The organism is Pseudomonas sp. GW821-FHT07E12 (genome assembly GCF_058986605.1).
Genome location: NZ_JBYSVX010000004.1, coordinates 79,347 through 96,073, shown reverse-complemented (window position 1 = coordinate 96,073; position 16,727 = coordinate 79,347). Strand labels below are relative to the sequence as shown.

The following is a 16,727-nucleotide window of genomic DNA, read 5'->3' as shown; positions in this document are numbered from 1 at the left end:
GGCTGGCAGAACGGCGCCCGGCGACACCGGAAAACCATGCCCTCCATCCTCAAGTCCCCCACCCTGCCGTCGCCCCATCACGAGCGACCCAACGTGACCCCCAACGACCTTTGCTTTTGTCTTGCCAGTGTCATAAGTTGGGACTCGGTGTCCACGGAAGGACATGGGTGGGGACCCTCGACACAACGCGTATGGCCGGATGCCGCCTTTGGCGGTGCGGACGTGGCCTGCGCACTGTCTCTTCCGTCCTCGAGCGTGCTGGCAGGCGCGTGAGAGGTCGATTGCACGGTATTGCCCTCGCGCCATGCTCAAGCCTGTTGCGTTGCTCAATCCGCGTCCGCTCCCCGCACGCGACCCCGCTTTGCCCGACTGGGTGCTTGCCTGCAAGCTCGATCCGCCGCAGCTGCGTGCCAATGCGGTCACGCGCCACGCGTTGCTGCGCCAGCTCGAACAGGCGCACGCACTTCCCCTGACCCTGCTGCTGGCGCCCCCCGGCTTCGGCAAGACCACCTTGCTGCTGCAGTGGCATCGCCAGTTGCAGGAGCGCGGCCTTGGCGTGGCATGGCTGGCGCTGGACGAGGACGACACCGAACCGGAGCGCTTCATCGGACATCTGGCGCTGGCGCTGCAAGCGGCCGGCGCCGATCCGACCCTGTGTACGCAGGTGCTTCAGCAATCCTGGGATGCACCGACCTGCACCACCGCGGTCAACCTGCTGATCCGTGCCATCCATGGCGCCCCGCACGATCTCACTGTGCTGCTCGATGACTATGAGCGCGCCAGCTGCGCCGTCGTCGACGAGGCCGTACTGCGGCTGGTGGAACACGCCGGCCCGCGCCTGCACCTGCTGCTGGCGACGCGGCGCCCGCCGGCGCTGCCGCTGGCGCGGTTGGGCTCGCAAGGTCAGCTGGCGCGCCTGGGCAGCAGCCAGTTGGCGCTGGATGAATTCGAGACACTCGCACTGCTGGGCGAGGGCGTCCCCGAGGACATCGCGCTGGAGTTGCGCCGCAGTACCGAAGGCTGGCCGGTGGCGCTGCATCTGGCACGCCTGTGGCTGGCCCGCGACGCGCGACGCCCGGCGCAGATGGCCCGTTTCAGCGGACGCTCGGCCGAGATCGCCGCCTACCTCGCCGAACAGGTGGTCAACGATCTGGATGCGACCACGCGCGATTTCCTGCTGCGCACCGCGCCGCTGGAACGCTTCGATCACGCACTCGCCGACCATGTGCGTGGCAGCACCGACAGCGGCACGCTGCTGCCGCGCCTGGAACACTTCCACGGCCTGCTGGTCCCGCTCGACGACGAACACGCCTGGTTCCGCTACCACCCGCTGTTCGCCGACTATCTCCAGCAGCAACTCGAACGCGAACGACCCGGCGAATTGCAGCAACTGCACCAGCGCGCGGCGCGTTGGTTCGGCGAACGCGGCCATCTGGCCGAAGCGGTGCGACATGCCGCGCGCGGCGACGCCGGCGATCTGGCGGCTGGCTACATCGCGCGCGCCGGCACCTGGCAGATGTTGTTGCAGCACGGCCCGGCACAGGTGCGTTCGCTGCTGCGCCACTTCGACCACCGCACCATCCGCGACACGCCCGCGCTCAACCTCACCCAAGCCTATCTGCACATGAAGCTGGGCGAATTCGCGCATGCACGGTTGCTGCTGGAACGCTTCCGCGATTTCCCGGCGGCGATGCGCGAACCGTTCCAACGCGACTACACGGTGGTGGTGGCGCTGCTGCGCGATCTGTTCGATGAAATTTGCGGCAATCCGCACGGCCGTGTGCAGATCGCCGCGCAGGCCACCGCACTGGACGAGGACGATCACCTTGGCCGCGCCACGCTGGCCTGCATCTGCGCCACCACCGCGCTGGGCCAGGCCGACTTCGTCGCCGCCGAGCGCCACGCGCTGGCGGCCCGCGAAGACATGCAGCGCTGCAACAGCGAGATCGGCGTCAACTACACCCTGCTGCACCTTGGCCAGAGCCTGTACTACCGCGGCGCACTCGACGAGGCCGAGGCCGCCTACCTGCAGGCGATGCAGCTGGCACAGCGCCATGAACACACCGACCGTACCCTGCACGCCGCCGCCAGTTGCCTGCTGGCACAGTTGCAGTACGAACGCGGCCGTCACGATCAAGCCGCCGATCTGCTCGAACCTTCGCTCGCGTTCCTGGAGCAGCACGACGGTTGGCTGGACCTGTTCGCCAGCGGCCACGAAACCGCGCTCGGCCTGGCCAAGGCGCGTGATCGCAGCGGTCGCGCCGCACTGACGCTGCTGGATCACATCGATGCCATCGCACAGACGCGTAAGCTGGCGCGCCTGTCCGAACTGGCCGTGGCGTGGCGCCTGCAAGTGCTGCTGGATCTGCCGACGCAAGCCGGCGCCGATCTGCTGATCGCACGCACGGGCGGTGAAGCCGGCCTCGCCCACGCGTTGCGTCACGCACATCACTGGCGCCAGCGCGCGGCGTTCGGCTTCGCGTTGGCACGCTGGCACAGCCTTGCCAGCCGCACCAGTGCGGCACTGGCGATCCTGCGCCAGCTGGAGGCAGCCTGTCTCGCCGACGGCAATCATCATCACCTGATGCGCACCCGCATCCGCATCGTGCTGGTCCTGCAACAACGCGGTGAACTGGATGAAGCGCTGCCCTGCCTGCACGGTGTGCTGGACCACGTCGCGTTGACGCGCAGTTGGCAGGTGGTCGCCGAACTGGGGCTACCCGCCAAGGCGATGCTGCGCTCGCTGCGCCAACACGATCCGGACATCATCGCCGGCACCACCCGCGCGCTGACCATCCAGGCGTTGTTGGAGCGACTCAGCGGCGAAGAGGACGCGGCCTGCGAGGATTTCAGCGAACGCGAGCGCGAAGTGCTGGCGCAACTGGCCGGTGGCCATTCCAACAAGCAGATCGGACGGCGCCTGCATCTGTCCGAGAACACGGTGAAGTTCCACCTGAAGAATCTGTACCGCAAGCTCGATGCGCGTACGCGTGAAGCGGCATTGGCGAACGCATTGCAGCGGGGATTGCTGCGGGGTCTGAACGACGAAGCCGCTCCACTGCCAGAAACCTGAAGGTCGCAGAGGCCACGCCCTTCTCGTGGCGGCGAATCGCAACGCAGCGTCTGACCCGCAATTTTCTTGTCAGTTGATGTCGCTGCGCTGACATGCGTGAGCGCTGAGGGCCCCAGTAGACTCCGCGGCCACCGGGGCCTTCATTCTTCTCCATGAATAAGTCCGCAGCACGCTGTTCTCGAATTTCCGCGTCGGCCATTGCGCTTGGATTTTCCACGCTGGTCCACGCCCAGGAGGCGAGTGATACCAAGACCCTTGACGGCATCGTCGTCTATGGCCGCTCGCTGTCGCAGATCGGCGTGGCACAGTCCGGCTCGCAGGGCGTGGTCGGTTACGAGGATTTCGAAAACCGTCCACTCGCGCGCGTGGGCGAGCTGGTCGAGAACGTACCGGGCGTGATTGCCACCCAGCATTCGGGCACGGGCAAGGCCAACCAGTATTTCCTGCGCGGATTCAACCTGGACCATGGCACCGATTTCGCCGGCTTCGTCGATGGCGTTCCGGTCAACATGCGCTCGCATGGACATGGCCAGGGCTACATGGATCTCAATTTCCTGATCCCCGAGCTGGTCGAGCGGATCGATTACCGCAAGGGGCCCTACTTCGCCGATGTCGGCGATTTTTCGGCCGCCGGCACGGTGGCGTTCAAGACCAGGAACACGATCGCGCCGATGGTGGAAGTCACCACCGGCAGCTACGGCTATGAGCGCGTACTGGCGGCGGGCAGCTTCAAGGTGCGCGACAAGGACGTGCTGCTTGCCATCGACGGCACGCTCAACAACGGCCCATGGACGCTCGATGAGGATCTGCACAAGGTCAACGCCTTCGCGAAGATTTCCGCGAGCGACTGGAGTCTCTCGCTCAGCGCCTATCACGCCGACTGGAATGCGACCGACCAGGTCCCCGAGCGCGCGATCGAAAGTGGCCAGATCAGTCGCTACGGCAATATCGACCCCTATCTTGGCGGCCGCACCAATCGGGTGGGCCTGACCTTCAACGCTTCCAGCGGCGATACCGACTGGACCGCCTATGCCACCTATTACGATTTCTCGCTGACCTCGAACTTCACCTATTACCTCAATGACGCGGTGAACGGCGACGAGTTCCAGCAAGCCGACCGGCGCGGCGTCTTCGGTGGCTCGGTGCATCACCGGATCGATACCGAGTTGGCGGGAATTCCGGTGCAGGTGACGCTGGGCGCGGACACGCGCTACGACATGATCGGCAAGGTCGGGCTGTATCACAGCGTGGACGGCGTTCGTACCAGCACCGTGCGCGAGGACAGCGTGGACGAGTACAGCGCCGGTGTGTTCGGCGAAGCGCAGTTCATGCTCACCGATCGGTTGCGGCTCACGGCAGGCCTGCGCGGCGATGCTCTCGGCTACAACGTGCATTCGGACCTTGCAGCCAATTCCGGCAGTGGCTCGGCGGCGATGCTGGAACCCAAGTTCGCGCTGGCGTGGCGCGCGACCGATCATCTCGAGCTCTACGCTGACTATGGCGAAAGCTTCCACAGCAACGACGTGCGCGGCGCGACGATCACGGTGGACCCTTCGACGGGCGATGCCGCCGCAAAGGTCGGTGCACTGGTGCGCGCGCGCGGCACGGAACTGGGCGCACGCGTGGAGACCGGCACCTTCACCGCCTCGCTGGTGGGCTTCTATCTGACCTTGGGATCGGAGCTGGTCTACACCGGAGATGGCGGTACGACCGAGCCCAACGCCGCGTCCCGTCGTTACGGCACCGAGGCCAGCCTGTTCTGGCAGCCGGCCAGGTGGCTCACATTGGATGTCTCCAGCGCGCTGACCCATGCACGCTTTACCGGCGTGGCCGCGGACGAGTCCTACATCCCCAACTCGGTGAGCCAGGTTCTGAGCGCGGGCGCGTCCTTCGAACTGCCCCGCGACATTTCAGCGACGCTGCGCCTGCGCTATCTCGGTTCCGCACCGCTGATCGAGGACGGCAGCAAGCGCTCCGATCCGACGACGCTGGTCAACCTCGGCATCTACAAGCAGATACGACGCAACCGGATCGGTCTCGATGTACTCAACCTGCTCGATTCCAAGGATGCCGACATCACCTACTACTACACCTCGCGCCTTCAGGGCGAGGCGTCGGATGGCGTGGACGATTACCACATCCATCCGGTCGAGCCGCGCGAGGTCAGGATTTCCTGGCGCTATAGCTTCTGAGCCTACGGCGAGTGCGGGGCTTCAAGGAGAACCGCATCAGCCGAAACTTAGCGTGCCCTTCATCATCGCCCAGTGGCCGGGGAACGAGCAGAAGAAGGTGTAGGCGCCGCCCTTCTCCAACTTGCTGGTCGAAAATTTGATCGTGTCGCTCTCGCCACCGCCGATCACCTTGGTGTGGGCGATCACGCGTGCATCGTCCTTGGGCAGATAGCTGTCCTCGATCTTCGCGCGCAGGCCGGCGTTGGCGACGGGCTGGAAATCCGCCGTCTTGGTCAACACCCAGTTATGCCCCATCACCGTGGCCGCTATCTTGCCGGAGTGCTTGAGAGTGAGGCTGACCTCGGTGCAATCCGGTGCGAGCTTGATCGCGCTCTGGTCGAACTTCATCTGGTCGTTTCCGACGATCGTGACCGCGCAGGTCTTGGCCCAGGCGGCGGGGGCGAACAGAAGGAAACACAGCGCGAGCAATGCGGAAGCGGATTTCAAGACAGACTCCTGATGAAGGCGAAGGAAAAGGAAAGCGGAAAGACAGGTTTGAATACCCACACCGGGGTGGGGGGACTTATGCAAACGGCCCGGAACTCGTCACCCCCGCGAAGGCGGAGATCCAGTGTCTTTGACTTTTCCTGAAGCAAAAGTCGCTGGGCTCCCGCCTTCGCGGGGACGACGGTAGTGATCTTGCCGATCACGCCAGTACTCAAGCAATCTGGATACCGGTCCGGTCCGCGTAATTATCCGCCAGACGGCGGCGATCGGGCAGCGGATACGGGCCACGCTTGCCGGCCTCGACCTGGACGAAGGCCTCCTTGAAACGGGCCATCTCGGCAGCGTTGCCGATGGTGATGCGCGATTGGGTCGGGAAGCCCTCCCAACTGCGCCCCACCATCACGCCCTGGGTCGCCATCGCGTCGATGAAGTCCTTCGCCGGCATCTTCACGTCGACCATGAAGCAGTTGCTCTCCGAAATGCTGCAGGTGTAGCCCTTGCCCGCCAGCCAACCGGTCACGTCCTTGCGGATCGCGCTGTTGGCGGCGCGCCGGGCCGGCACCAGCTGCGGGTCACGCAGGCTGGCGAGGCCGGCGGCGGCGGCGGTCACCGGCAGGCTGTTGATGCTGTAGAACTTCAGCTTGTCGAGCAGGTCCGGACGCGCGGCGGCCAGACCGAGGCGGATGCCAGCCATGCCGTACAGCTTGGAGAAGGTGCGCAGCACGATCACGTCCTTGCCCGCCGCGACCAGATCGATGCCGCTGACCGGACTGTCGGCGAAGTGGATGTAGGCCTCGTCCAACACCAGCACGCTGCCCTTGGGTTTGTGTGCCAGCGCGTACTCGATGTCCTTGCGCGTGGTCACCGAGCCGGTCGGGTTGTTGGGGTTGCAGATGTAGATGATCCCGGCATTGGGATCGGCCGCGCACATCGCCTGCACGTCGTGCGACCAGTCCTTGCGCAGCGCGATCCTGTGCACGTTGGCATCGTTGCGCGCGGCCGTGCGCCAGCTCTGTTCGTAGGACGGGTTGGCGGTCACCAGCGAGCGCTGCGGTGAGGTGAAGGCCAGCGTGCTGTAGTCCAGCGGCTCGGTCGAACCGGCGTAGATCATCAGCGAATCCATGCCCACACCCAGTTGCCCGGACAGCTCGGACATCAGTTCGAGCTGTATGTCGTGCAGGTAGCGGCCACCGCGCGGGGCGATCTCGGCGATCGCCTTCAGCGCGGCCGGCGCGGGACCGGCCGGGTGTTCGTTGGCGCTGATCTCCACGACCGGCAACAGTCCGTTCGCCGCCACGGCCGGTGCTTTGGCGACCTCGCCAGACGCCTTGGCCAGCATCGGCAACGAGGCGGTGCCGGCAGCGCCCGCGAACAGCGCAGATGTGCGCAGGAAATCACGGCGGGAAGTTGAGGTGCTCATGGATTTCTCCTGCTTCGGATTCAAGGACGCACGGCCACGACTTCGATTTCCACCCGCCACAGCGGATTGCCCAGCGCGGCGATCTGGAACGCCGAGCGCGCCGGCAGGTTGGGCTGTTCCTTGGTGCCGAAGAACTGGGTGTAGCCGGCCATGAAACCGGCGAAATCCATCTTGCCGTCCAGCGCGGGATCGCCGACCAGGAAGGCCTGCATCTTCACCACGTCGCCCATCGTCAGCCCCATCGATTCGAGCTGCTGCTTGATCTGGGTGAGCACGCTGATGGTCTGCGCCTTGGTGTCGCCCCAGGCCGCCTGCGAATCCTTCGGCGCGCTGGCGTCGAACACCGCCGGCACCTTGCCGCTGACGTAGACGGTGGTCTTGCCGGCCGGCACTTCGACCGCCGCCGAGATCGGGAAATCGCTGCCCGGAATCTTGTGACGCACCACGTCGGCGGCGCTGGCAGCCAGCGGCAACAACAACAGCAGGCCGGCGATGGAGAACTTGGATCGGGACATGGGCGATTTCCTTTTGGCGTGAACGTTTTGCATGAAAGCGGGATTGGAGCGCGAGATCAATGGCGCAGGCTGCGCACATCCTCGACGCTCAGTGCATCGGAATACTCATTGCCGAAGTGGCTGCGCACATAGCCCACCACCTCGGCCACCTGCCGATCGTTGAGCATCTGGCCAAACCCCGGCATGCCGGCGTGGCCGTCGAGCACCATCATCGCCACGTAAGGCCCGGCAGCGAGTTTGGGATTGGCGGCCAGCGCGGGGTATTCGCCCGCGCCCAGCGCACCCTGCCCTTGCGGCATGTGGCAGCCCTGGCAGATCGCCTGGTACACGGTCTTCCCATCGGCGGCGCCGAAGCCTGCCTGCGGATACAACGGCGTGGCATCGGAACTCTGCGCATGCGCCTGCGGACCGAGCGGCGGCGCCACCAGCCAGGCCAGCGCGGCCACGACGGTGATGATCGTCAGCGTGTGCAGCGGCTTCATGCGCGACCTCCGTGGGACAGCACGCGCCGGTGCAGGCGCTCGACGATGTCATGGGCGGACAGGATCGCGCCCTCCTGCCAGGCCGGGATGTACGAGACGTGCTCGCCGGCCAGCGCCAGGCGGCCATCGATCTGGCAGATGTTCTGGTAATGCTCGGCGCGCGCTTCATCGCTCCACATGCCGAAACAGCCATGCGTGAACGGCACCCGGTGCCAGCCGACCGCAATGCCGTTGTCGAACTCGCGCGGGTACTGTGGATGCAGCTGCGTGCCGTACTCCACCGCCTTGCGCACGCGCTGCTCGGGCGTCATCGAGGTGAACTCGAACGCCTCCAGTCCCCACACGTAGGCGCCGAGCAGCACGCCCTTGCCGGCGCTGTGATAACCGGTGCTGGGATAGCTGATCAGGGTGATCGGCAGATCGGTGTAGCTGATGCCGCCGTAGATCGCCTCGTCCTCTTCCCAGAAGCGGCGCTTGAACTGCAGGCCCACCTTCACCGAGGACGCGTACGGCACCGAGGCGATCGCCGTGGTCATCGCCTCGCTGGCGGTGACCGGGATGCGGCTGAGGATCGACAGCGGGATCGTGCAGATGCACCAGTCGGCCTTGGCGACCTGCTCGGCATTGCCATTGGCGGTGTCCTGCCAGGTGACGCTGACGCCCTGCGCGTTCTGATCGATGCCGGTGACCTTGGCGTTATAGCGGATCACGCCCGGCAGTTGCTTGGCGAATGCCTTGCCGATCTGGTCCATGCCGCCGACCGGCTGGAACATCGTGGTCTGCATCTCGTAGTTGTTGCCGGCCGCGAGCGTGGTCCACAGCCGCGAGCGCAGCACGTCCTGCACCGTGAACGGTTCGGAGAATTCGGGCTTGCCGGACAGCCCGCCGCCGGGATACTTGGCAAAGCCGCGACGCTCGCTGCTCTCGCGGCCCTTCACGTAGCCGAACTTGCCGTCGAGCGCGCCCCAGGTGCGCAGTGACTCCAGCAGCAGCTCCTGGTCTTCCAGACTGACGACCTGATCAAGCGCATGCTGCTGCGTGCACTTGGCCAGCAACTCGGAGACGTGGCCCTTGTAGTCGGCATCGATGTCGCGGAAGCGCTTGGGCTTGCCATCGAACCCCTTCTGGCTGTGCAGCAGTGCGTTGAAGTTGACCTGGTTGAACGACTCCAGCGCCACGCCGAACTGCCGGCAGTAACCCAGCACCGCGCGATGGTGGTGCGGGATCCGCCACGGCCCCGGATTGAGGTAGTGGCCTTCATCGAAATTGCAGTGCTGGGTCGCCCCGCCCAGCTCGGTGTAGCTGTCGCCGCCATGCAGCGTCCAGTTGCGCCCGCCGGGACGCGCGTTGAACTCCAGCACCTGCACTTTGTAGCCGGCCTTGCGCAGCTCGTAGGCGGCGGTCATGCCGGCCAGGCCCGCGCCGAGGATCAGCACCGAGGCACCACGCGCATCGCCCTCGAGCCGGAAACCCTCGCGGAAATTCGATTCCGCCGCCATCCCCAGGCTGCTCATCGCCTGGTACATCATCGCGCCACCTGCCGTCATGCCGATCCTGGCCAACAGCTGGCGACGGGTCATCGCCCCACGGGATATTGCCTGCATCGTCAACATAGCCTCACGAGTGGCCGCGTATCGACGCCGTCTTCCATTACGACGCCCCGCGGAGTGCACGGTAACCATAGCCGGAGCAGTGGCGGCGCAAGCCACCCACCACGGGTAGGTCGAGATGGAACGGGTAGGTGCGCTCGTCCGCCACCGTGGCTACGAACCGCTCGCCCAACGTTTTCATTGCCGTCGCGGCCGACCGGACACCCCCCCCGCAGTGGGGCCGAGACGGCTTTCATAACGGCGAAGCCTCCACCGCGCTGCCTTCCGCCATGGCGGAAGGCAGCGCGGGAATCACGGAGAAAACCGAAGCACGCGCCTCAGAACCTGTAGGTCGCCTTGGCGTACCAGCGCCCACCGAAGTAGCCGATCGGGCTGTAGGTCTGGTACTTGGTCAGGTAGCCCCACTGGTTCTCGTAGTGCGAGGTCACCCAGTTCCACACCGCCGCCGGGTACTTGTCCGGGTACTTGTTGAAGATGTTGTCGCCGCCCACGGTGAGGGTCCACTTGTCGTTGGGCTTGAAGGAAATACTCAAGTTGGTGGTCGGCAGCACGCCGATCTCCTGCTTGTAGTAGGTCACCCCGTCCATCACCTTGGTGGTCAGCTGCGCCAGCACTTCGTCCGGGAACGCGGTGCCGAAGCCCTCGTCGTTGGTGTTGGCGGCCTGCCAGCGGTGCTGCGGGCCATAGATCGCCTCGGTGACGTTGATGCTGAACTTGCCGATGTTGATGGTGGCGCCGAGGTTGATGCGGTACTTCGGATTGGCGCTTTCCATGTTGAGGATGGTGGCGGTGCTGTACATGGAGCCGCCACCCAGGCTCGCCGGTGCCGACTTGACCCCGGTCACATCGAGCGTTCCGTAGTTGGCCGCCAGCGTCCAGTCAACCGAACCCCATCCGAACTCGGTCAGGTAGTTGGTCACCCAGTCCACGCCCTGGGTCTTGGTATCCAGCCCGTTGTTGAACAGGTACACGCCGATGTTCTGGCGCGCACTGGTGTCCAGCGTGCCGCCACTGGTGCTCGGGTCGATGCCCCCCAGGTAGCCGGCATCCACCAGGGCCTGGCCCAGCGCGGTGTTGTAGCTGTCGGTCTCCGCGCCGCTGACCGGGTCGCAGGCCTCGCCACCGCTGACGTAGCAGAAGTAGGCGCGGGTGATCCGGTCCTTGATCTTGATCTGGTAGAAATCCAGGGTGCTGCTGAGGTTGGGCAGCGGATTGAAGACGAAACCCAGCGAGAAGTTGGTGCTGGTCTCCGGCTTCAGCGTGCCGAAGCCCAGCGCCGCGGCCGCCGCACCGTTCGGCTGCAACTGCGGATAGGCGCCGGACGGACTGACGTTGACCGCCGAGTAATATCCCTCGCCCAAGGTGGGCGCGCGGAAGCCGGTGCTGACGGTGGCGCGCATCGCGAAGCTGTCGGTGAAGTCGAAACGCGTGGTCAGCTTGCCGATGGTCTTGCTGCCAAAATCACTGTAATGCTCGTGGCGCACCGCGCCGTCGACCAGCCATTTCTCCACCGGGTACAGCACCGCGTCGGCGAACAGCGAGTAACTGTTGCGGCTGTAGTCACCGGTGTTGGTGTCCGGGTTGTAGCCGGGGAAGGACGAGGCACCGGTCTTGTAGTAGGAGGCGTAGTCACCCGGTGAGATCCCGTACTTGTCCTGGCGGTACTCGACGCCGACGTTGAAGGTCAGCGGCGCGGCCAGGCCGATGTCGAAGTCGCGGGTGGCGTTGAGGTTGGTGGTCCACTGGCTGGCGGTGAACGTGCCGTCGTAGAAGTCGGTCGGCGAATAGCCGTACTCGTTCCACAGGTTCTGGTTCATCGAGTTGAGCGTGTAGACATCCATCTTGTCCTTGCCGTAGGTGCTGGACGCGTCCCAGGTCCAGTCGCCGAGCATGCCGGTCAGGCCGGCGGTCAGCGTGTAGTCCTTCTCGTCGGAATATTCGGAAGGGTTGAAGCCGTACGGATACATGTACTGCGCGGTGCCCGACGAATCGGTGTAGCTCATCAACTGCGCCGGGCCACGGTAGTTCTCCTCCGACTCGGCGGTCTTCTTGCCATAGCCGCCGAAGGCGTAGAAGGAGATGTTGTCGCTGAGCACCGCGCCGGAGTTGAAATACAACGCCTTGCGGTGCACTTCGGGGGGATTGAGCCAGTTGTTGAGGTAGGGGTACTTGGAGTTGTACTGCGAGGTGCGGTTCGGGTCGATGCGGCTGAAGTAGCTGTAGGCGTCGGGATTGACCGCCGCGCAGTTGGTCTCGTTGCTGAGGCAGTTGGCCATCGCGGTCGGCACGAACCGGTACACCGACTGGCGGTTCTCGGCCTCGACGCTGAGATTGAAGAAGTTGCTGGAGTCGCCGAAGCCGATGTTGGCACCCCACTTGAAGTCCGCGCCGCCGCCGTCCTGGTAACCGGAGTAACCGGTGTTGACCTCGCCGCCGTCATGGTTCTTCTTGAGGATGATGTTGATCACGCCGGCAATCGCGTCCGAGCCGTACAGCGCCGCGGCGCCATCGGTCAGCACCTCGACGTGGTCGATCGCCGCCTCCGGGATGAACGACAGGTCCGGCGCGGCCGAACCGTCGGAGGCGTTGACGTTGGCGGTGTTGTGCAGGCGCTTGCCGTTGATCAGGATCAAGGTGTGGTTGGGCGACAACCCGCGGAGCGAGGCGGTCAGCGTCTGGCTGCCCATGTCGCCGCCGACCTGGTTGACGTTGTACGACGGCACCTGGTTGGCGATGGCGTTCTGCAGGTCTGGCGCCGCGGTGGAGCTGAGCTTCTCCGGGCTGATCAACTGGATCGGCGCCGGGCTGTCGGTAACCGCCATGTTGGCCTTGCGGGTACCGGTGGAGATCACCGTGATCGCGTCCAGTGTCTTGGCGTCATCGGACGGACCTTCGTCGGCCATCGCAGGCAGCGCCTGAGTCCCCATCAGCAGCATGGCCGTGGCGAGCATGCCGGCCTGCGGCCTGCCGTTGAGCACCCTGGAAATCGAATACGCCAGTCGATCGGAATTGATGCGCTTGCCCATTACTCGGAACCCCCGGATGAAAGTGATGGTGATCGGATTGCGTCGTACCGGCTCCCCTTGCCGGCAATAGCCACGTCGGGCATGGATCGACCATAGCCACCACGATTAACGAATCGATCACATCCGGCGGGTAGGTCCGATATGGATGGGTGGGCGCTGACATTTTTGTCAGCCACCGACAGCTCGCATGCCCTGTCATCGCATCGCCCGCCACCTACCCGGCCGGCCACCCCGGGTATCCTGCTTGCCCCCTCCACCCCACCTGCCCCCTTGCTTCCCCATCACTTCCGCAGCACCGCGCGCGCATCCGTCATCGCAGACGAACGCCAATGAGGCCCGCGCTCGAACTGCTGCTGCTCGACTTCGACGGCGTGCTCGCCCATTATGAACGTCCACTGCGTTGCGCCCACCTCGCCCACAGCACCGGCAGCACGCCAGGGCGCGTGACCGACGTGCTGTTCAACTCGGGCCTGGAGATGGCGTACGACGGCGGCGAAGTGACGACCGCGGTGTACCTGCGTCGATTGAGCGAAGGTCTCGGTGGACTGGTCGACGAACAGACCTGGATCGCCGCACGGGTCGCCGCGTGCAGCATCGATGCGAGGGTCCAGGAACTGGTGCAGCAAGTCGCCACACGCATGCCGATAGCGGTACTGACCAACAACGGCTCATTGATGGCCGAAGCCGTGCCCAGGATCGTGCCGGCCCTGGCCGATCTGCTGCAAGGACGCGTGCTGTGCAGCGGCACACTCGGCGGACGCAAGCCGCAGACGCAGGTCTACACACGTGCGCTGGCGCGGCTGGACGCACGCGCGACGACCACGCTGTTCCTTGATGACCTGTTCGTCAACGTGCGCGGCGCCCGCGCCGCCGGCCTGCATGCCGATACCGTGACTGGGGCGGCATCGATGCGGCGGGTGCTCAAACGCTACGGCCTGATCTGACCTCTATTCCGGCCGGATACGTTCAGCCCGCCAAAATCTCGCGCAACTCCGATGCCCACTCATCGAGTTGCGTGCGCGCCGCAGCCGCCGGCGCACCGTCAGCATAGACACGCAGTAGACCGTCACCGACGCGGCGTGGCTGCACATGCAGATGGACATGCGGCACTTCCTGGCCGCCGGCAGCGCCATTGGACTGCCACAGATTCAACCCCGGCGGATTCCAATGCGCCCGCGATGCCACCGCCACGCGATGGGCAACACGCATCAATGCCGCGGCGGTGTCTTCGTCGAGTTCGTACAGCGTTTCGGCATGTCGGCCAGGCACCACCAGTACATGCCCCGGCACCACCTGCCGCAGGTCCATGAACGCCACGACCTGCGCATCCTGCCAGACCACACTGGCCGGCAATTCGCCGGCCACGATCGCGCAGAACGGACAGGTCCCCGCCATCAGTCCTTGCGGCTGGCGAGATAGCTGGCAACCGCCTTGCGCAGGCGCGCGATGCCGTCAGCCATCTCGACGTCGGTGATGTTCATCGCCGGCACGAAACGCAGCACATCCGGACCGGCCTGCAATGCCAGCAGCCCCTGCTCGGCAGCAGCGTCGAGGATGGCACCGGCCTGGCCGGCGTGCGCCGGCGCGAGCACCGCACCCAGCAGCAGACCACGGCCACGTACCTGCGTGAATACGCCAGTCTCGTGGCCGATCTCCTCCAGCGCCTTGCGCAACACCTGCGCCTGCCGGGTCACGTTGGCGGCGATCTGCGGCGAGCTCAGCTTGCGCAGCGACACGCGCGCCACCGCCGCCGCCAGCGGATTGCCGCCGAAGGTGGTGCCATGCGCACCGAACTGCATCGTCTCGGCGACCTTCGGCCCGGCCAGCATCGCACCGATCGGGAAGCCGCCGCCCAGTGCCTTGGCCAGCGTGACGATGTCCGGCGTCACCTGATCCTGCCAGTGCGCGAACAGCGTGCCGGTGCGGCCCATGCCGCTCTGGATTTCGTCCAGCACCAGCAGCGCACCGTGGTGATCGCACAGCTCGCGCACACGCTGCAGGAAGCCCGGCTTGGCCGGCACCACGCCGCCCTCGCCCTGCACCGGCTCAAGCATCACCGCCGCCACGTCGCCGGCCGCCATCGCGGTTTCCAGCTGGACCTCGTCATTGAAGTCGACGTAGCGGAAACCACCCGGCAGCGGCTCGTAGCCTTCCTGATACTTGGGCTGCGCGGTCGCAGTCACCGCCGCCAGCGTGCGACCGTGGAAGCTACCACGGAAGGTGACGATCACCCGGCGATCAGGCGTGCGGCCCTGGCCGGTGGCCCACTTGCGCACCAGCTTGATCGCCGCCTCGTTGGCCTCGGTGCCGGAGTTGCACAGGAACACCTTCCTGGCGAAACGCGAGGCGGTCACCAGTTCCTCGGCCAGGCGCAGCGGCGGCTCGCTGAAGAACACGTTGCTGGTGTGCCAGAGCTTGCCGGCCTGCTCGGTCAACGCCGCCAGCAGGTCGGGATCGCCATGCCCCAGGCTGCACACCGCGATGCCGGCGGACAGATCCACATACTCACGCCCCTCGCTATCCCACAAGCGCGAGCCCAGCCCTCGCTCCAGCACGACCTGGCGCGGGCGATAGATCGACAGGTAGAACTGGGAAAGGGACAGCGGGGAGTCGGTCGTGGTGCTCATGGCAACGTGAATGGCTCGGAAAATCGCTCGGAAGCGGGCCTGGCATTCTCGCGCATTCGGCCGGCCGTGGCACGGTGCGTCGTACTAGCCTGATCTGCCGAGGTCCCGATACAGGCGCTCTGTTGACGCGAATCCTTCCCAAACTCACCTGCTCGCCTCGAGTCGATGGCATCGATCAGAACCCCATGCCCTGACGAACGTCATGAAACAAACCGTGGATTAACGCGCAGAGACATTATTAGTTAATACATGATCGATTACTGACTCATGCACTACGAGGCCGGCAAGGCACAACCCACGCCGCCGGTGCCACACCAGCTCGCCGCCACCCTGGGCATCAGCGGCGATGCGTGCTGTTCGATCATAATAAACGCGGTCCCGGTAACGATCTGCGCCTGCACTTCGAGTGCAATCTCACGCATGTCGCCCGAGGACCGGCAAGTCATCCGCTCGCTGCTCAAAGGAATGGTCGTTAAACACGATGCGTGCCGGCTCCAGTGCAATACCGATCACTGATCGACAGCATCACAATCCAACAACGGCAAGGCCCACCATCGGCGGGCCTTGTGCTTCACACGCAGTCAGCACGCGAACCTGGAACCGTTCTTAGTGAGACACAGGCCTGAAATAATGCCCCTCTTCAAAGAACCATACCTTTCCGCGCTCCCCCTCTTCAAGCAATCGATAAACTTCAAAGACATCCGTCCCCGCCGGAATATCTATTGAGTAAAGCCTTTCAGGGTTCACCGACGAACCCTCGTACGTACATCCTAGCTTTTCCAACGCCGGCCAGTGCGCCGTAAAATCTTCATGATTGCGTCCGGCTGGCAATTTAACCCGATAGGTGGAATGCCCACCACGTGACACCACTTCGGAAAAGACCAATCCACCATCTTCACTTGGAGAAGCAGAAAAAACATCTCCGCAACTGATGCCAAATGCATAAAACGGCGAGTTATCAAGAACAAAATTCCCATCTCCACGGGCAAGCGCATGCATTCTCTCAACAAGATGCTCGCCGCCTTCAAAGACAGGAAATTCCACCATGACTCTTTGATTCATTTTTTTCTCAATTTATACAGCCCAATAAAGCAACGAAAACTAACAATCCCGAAAAACAATGCCATCACGAGCGCAATCCAGAAAACCTCAGTGTACGCGTAGCCATCTTTCACCCCATACACTATAGCCACAATCTGCTGGATAAATCCAATTCCGAATAAAACTCCAAAAAACCAGTACGCCACCTTACCCATTAGTTAATTTCGTTTTCCACTAGTAGCATCTTGAAGCTGA

The 16,727-nt window shown here is 64.4% G+C and carries 13 protein-coding genes; 4 read left to right on the top strand and 9 right to left on the bottom strand.

The window, feature by feature from the left end; genetic code table 11:
* Positions 1-304 precede the first annotated feature (304 nt).
* Positions 305-3,073 (top strand): winged helix-turn-helix domain-containing protein, encoded by a 2,769-nt coding sequence (locus AC3WJE_RS04280; RefSeq protein WP_493729538.1) that lies wholly within the window; start codon positions 305-307, stop codon positions 3,071-3,073.
* A gap of 152 nt (positions 3,074-3,225) precedes the next feature.
* Positions 3,226-5,265 (top strand): TonB-dependent receptor, encoded by a 2,040-nt coding sequence (locus AC3WJE_RS04275; RefSeq protein ID WP_493729537.1) that lies wholly within the window; start codon positions 3,226-3,228, stop codon positions 5,263-5,265.
* Positions 5,266-5,301: 36 nt separating this feature from the next.
* Here the strand turns inward: AC3WJE_RS04275 and azu are convergent, their stop codons facing one another.
* From azu to AC3WJE_RS04245, 6 genes are all read right to left on the bottom strand, one after another.
* Positions 5,302-5,751 carry an azurin gene (azu, locus tag AC3WJE_RS04270; protein WP_493729536.1) on the bottom strand — a complete coding sequence of 150 codons (450 nt, stop codon included), beginning with the start codon at positions 5,749-5,751 and terminating at the stop codon, positions 5,302-5,304.
* Positions 5,752-5,962: 211 nt separating this feature from the next.
* On the bottom strand, positions 5,963-7,171 hold the full coding sequence (locus AC3WJE_RS04265; protein WP_493729535.1) for a pyridoxal phosphate-dependent aminotransferase: 1,209 nt from the start codon (positions 7,169-7,171) through the stop codon (positions 5,963-5,965).
* A 20-nt stretch (positions 7,172-7,191) separates the two neighbouring features.
* Positions 7,192-7,686 (bottom strand): RidA family protein, encoded by a 495-nt coding sequence (locus AC3WJE_RS04260; protein WP_493729534.1) that lies wholly within the window; start codon positions 7,684-7,686, stop codon positions 7,192-7,194.
* Between the two features lie 56 nt (positions 7,687-7,742).
* A complete protein-coding gene (locus AC3WJE_RS04255; protein ID WP_493729533.1) occupies positions 7,743-8,168 on the bottom strand; it encodes a c-type cytochrome in 426 nt (141 codons plus the stop codon).
* Positions 8,165-9,748: a flavin monoamine oxidase family protein gene (locus AC3WJE_RS04250; RefSeq protein WP_493729532.1), complete on the bottom strand. Its 1,584-nt coding sequence runs from the start codon at positions 9,746-9,748 to the stop codon at positions 8,165-8,167. Before AC3WJE_RS04250 ends, AC3WJE_RS04255 begins: the two co-directional genes overlap by 4 nt.
* A 347-nt stretch (positions 9,749-10,095) precedes the next feature.
* The gene (locus AC3WJE_RS04245) at positions 10,096-12,804 is read right to left on the bottom strand and encodes a TonB-dependent receptor plug domain-containing protein (protein ID WP_493729531.1); all 2,709 of its coding nucleotides are present in this window, start codon (positions 12,802-12,804) and stop codon (positions 10,096-10,098) included.
* A 329-nt stretch (positions 12,805-13,133) separates the two neighbouring features.
* Here AC3WJE_RS04245 and AC3WJE_RS04240 point away from each other — a divergent pair, with 329 nt between their 5' ends.
* On the top strand, positions 13,134-13,748 hold the full coding sequence (locus AC3WJE_RS04240) for an HAD-IA family hydrolase (RefSeq protein ID WP_493729530.1): 615 nt from the start codon (positions 13,134-13,136) through the stop codon (positions 13,746-13,748).
* Positions 13,749-13,770: 22 nt separating this feature from the next.
* Here the strand turns inward: AC3WJE_RS04240 and AC3WJE_RS04235 are convergent, their stop codons facing one another.
* Together AC3WJE_RS04235 and AC3WJE_RS04230 are read right to left on the bottom strand one after the other, a co-directional pair.
* Positions 13,771-14,199, bottom strand: a complete 429-nt coding sequence (locus tag AC3WJE_RS04235) for an HIT family protein (RefSeq protein WP_493729529.1) — start codon at positions 14,197-14,199, stop codon at positions 13,771-13,773.
* The gene (locus AC3WJE_RS04230) at positions 14,199-15,431 is read right to left on the bottom strand and encodes an acetylornithine transaminase (RefSeq protein ID WP_493729528.1); all 1,233 of its coding nucleotides are present in this window, start codon (positions 15,429-15,431) and stop codon (positions 14,199-14,201) included. Before AC3WJE_RS04230 ends, AC3WJE_RS04235 begins: the two co-directional genes overlap by 1 nt.
* A gap of 267 nt (positions 15,432-15,698) precedes the next feature.
* Here AC3WJE_RS04230 and AC3WJE_RS04225 point away from each other — a divergent pair, with 267 nt between their 5' ends.
* Positions 15,699-15,947 carry a hypothetical protein gene (locus AC3WJE_RS04225; RefSeq protein WP_493729527.1) on the top strand — a complete coding sequence of 83 codons (249 nt, stop codon included), beginning with the start codon at positions 15,699-15,701 and terminating at the stop codon, positions 15,945-15,947.
* 90 nt (positions 15,948-16,037) lie between these two features.
* On the opposite strand, the gene AC3WJE_RS04220 is transcribed toward AC3WJE_RS04225, so the two are convergent.
* Complete coding sequence (locus tag AC3WJE_RS04220) at positions 16,038-16,493, bottom strand: DUF4265 domain-containing protein (RefSeq protein WP_493729526.1); 456 nt, start codon at positions 16,491-16,493, stop codon at positions 16,038-16,040.
* Between the last annotated feature and the right edge of the window lie 234 nt (positions 16,494-16,727).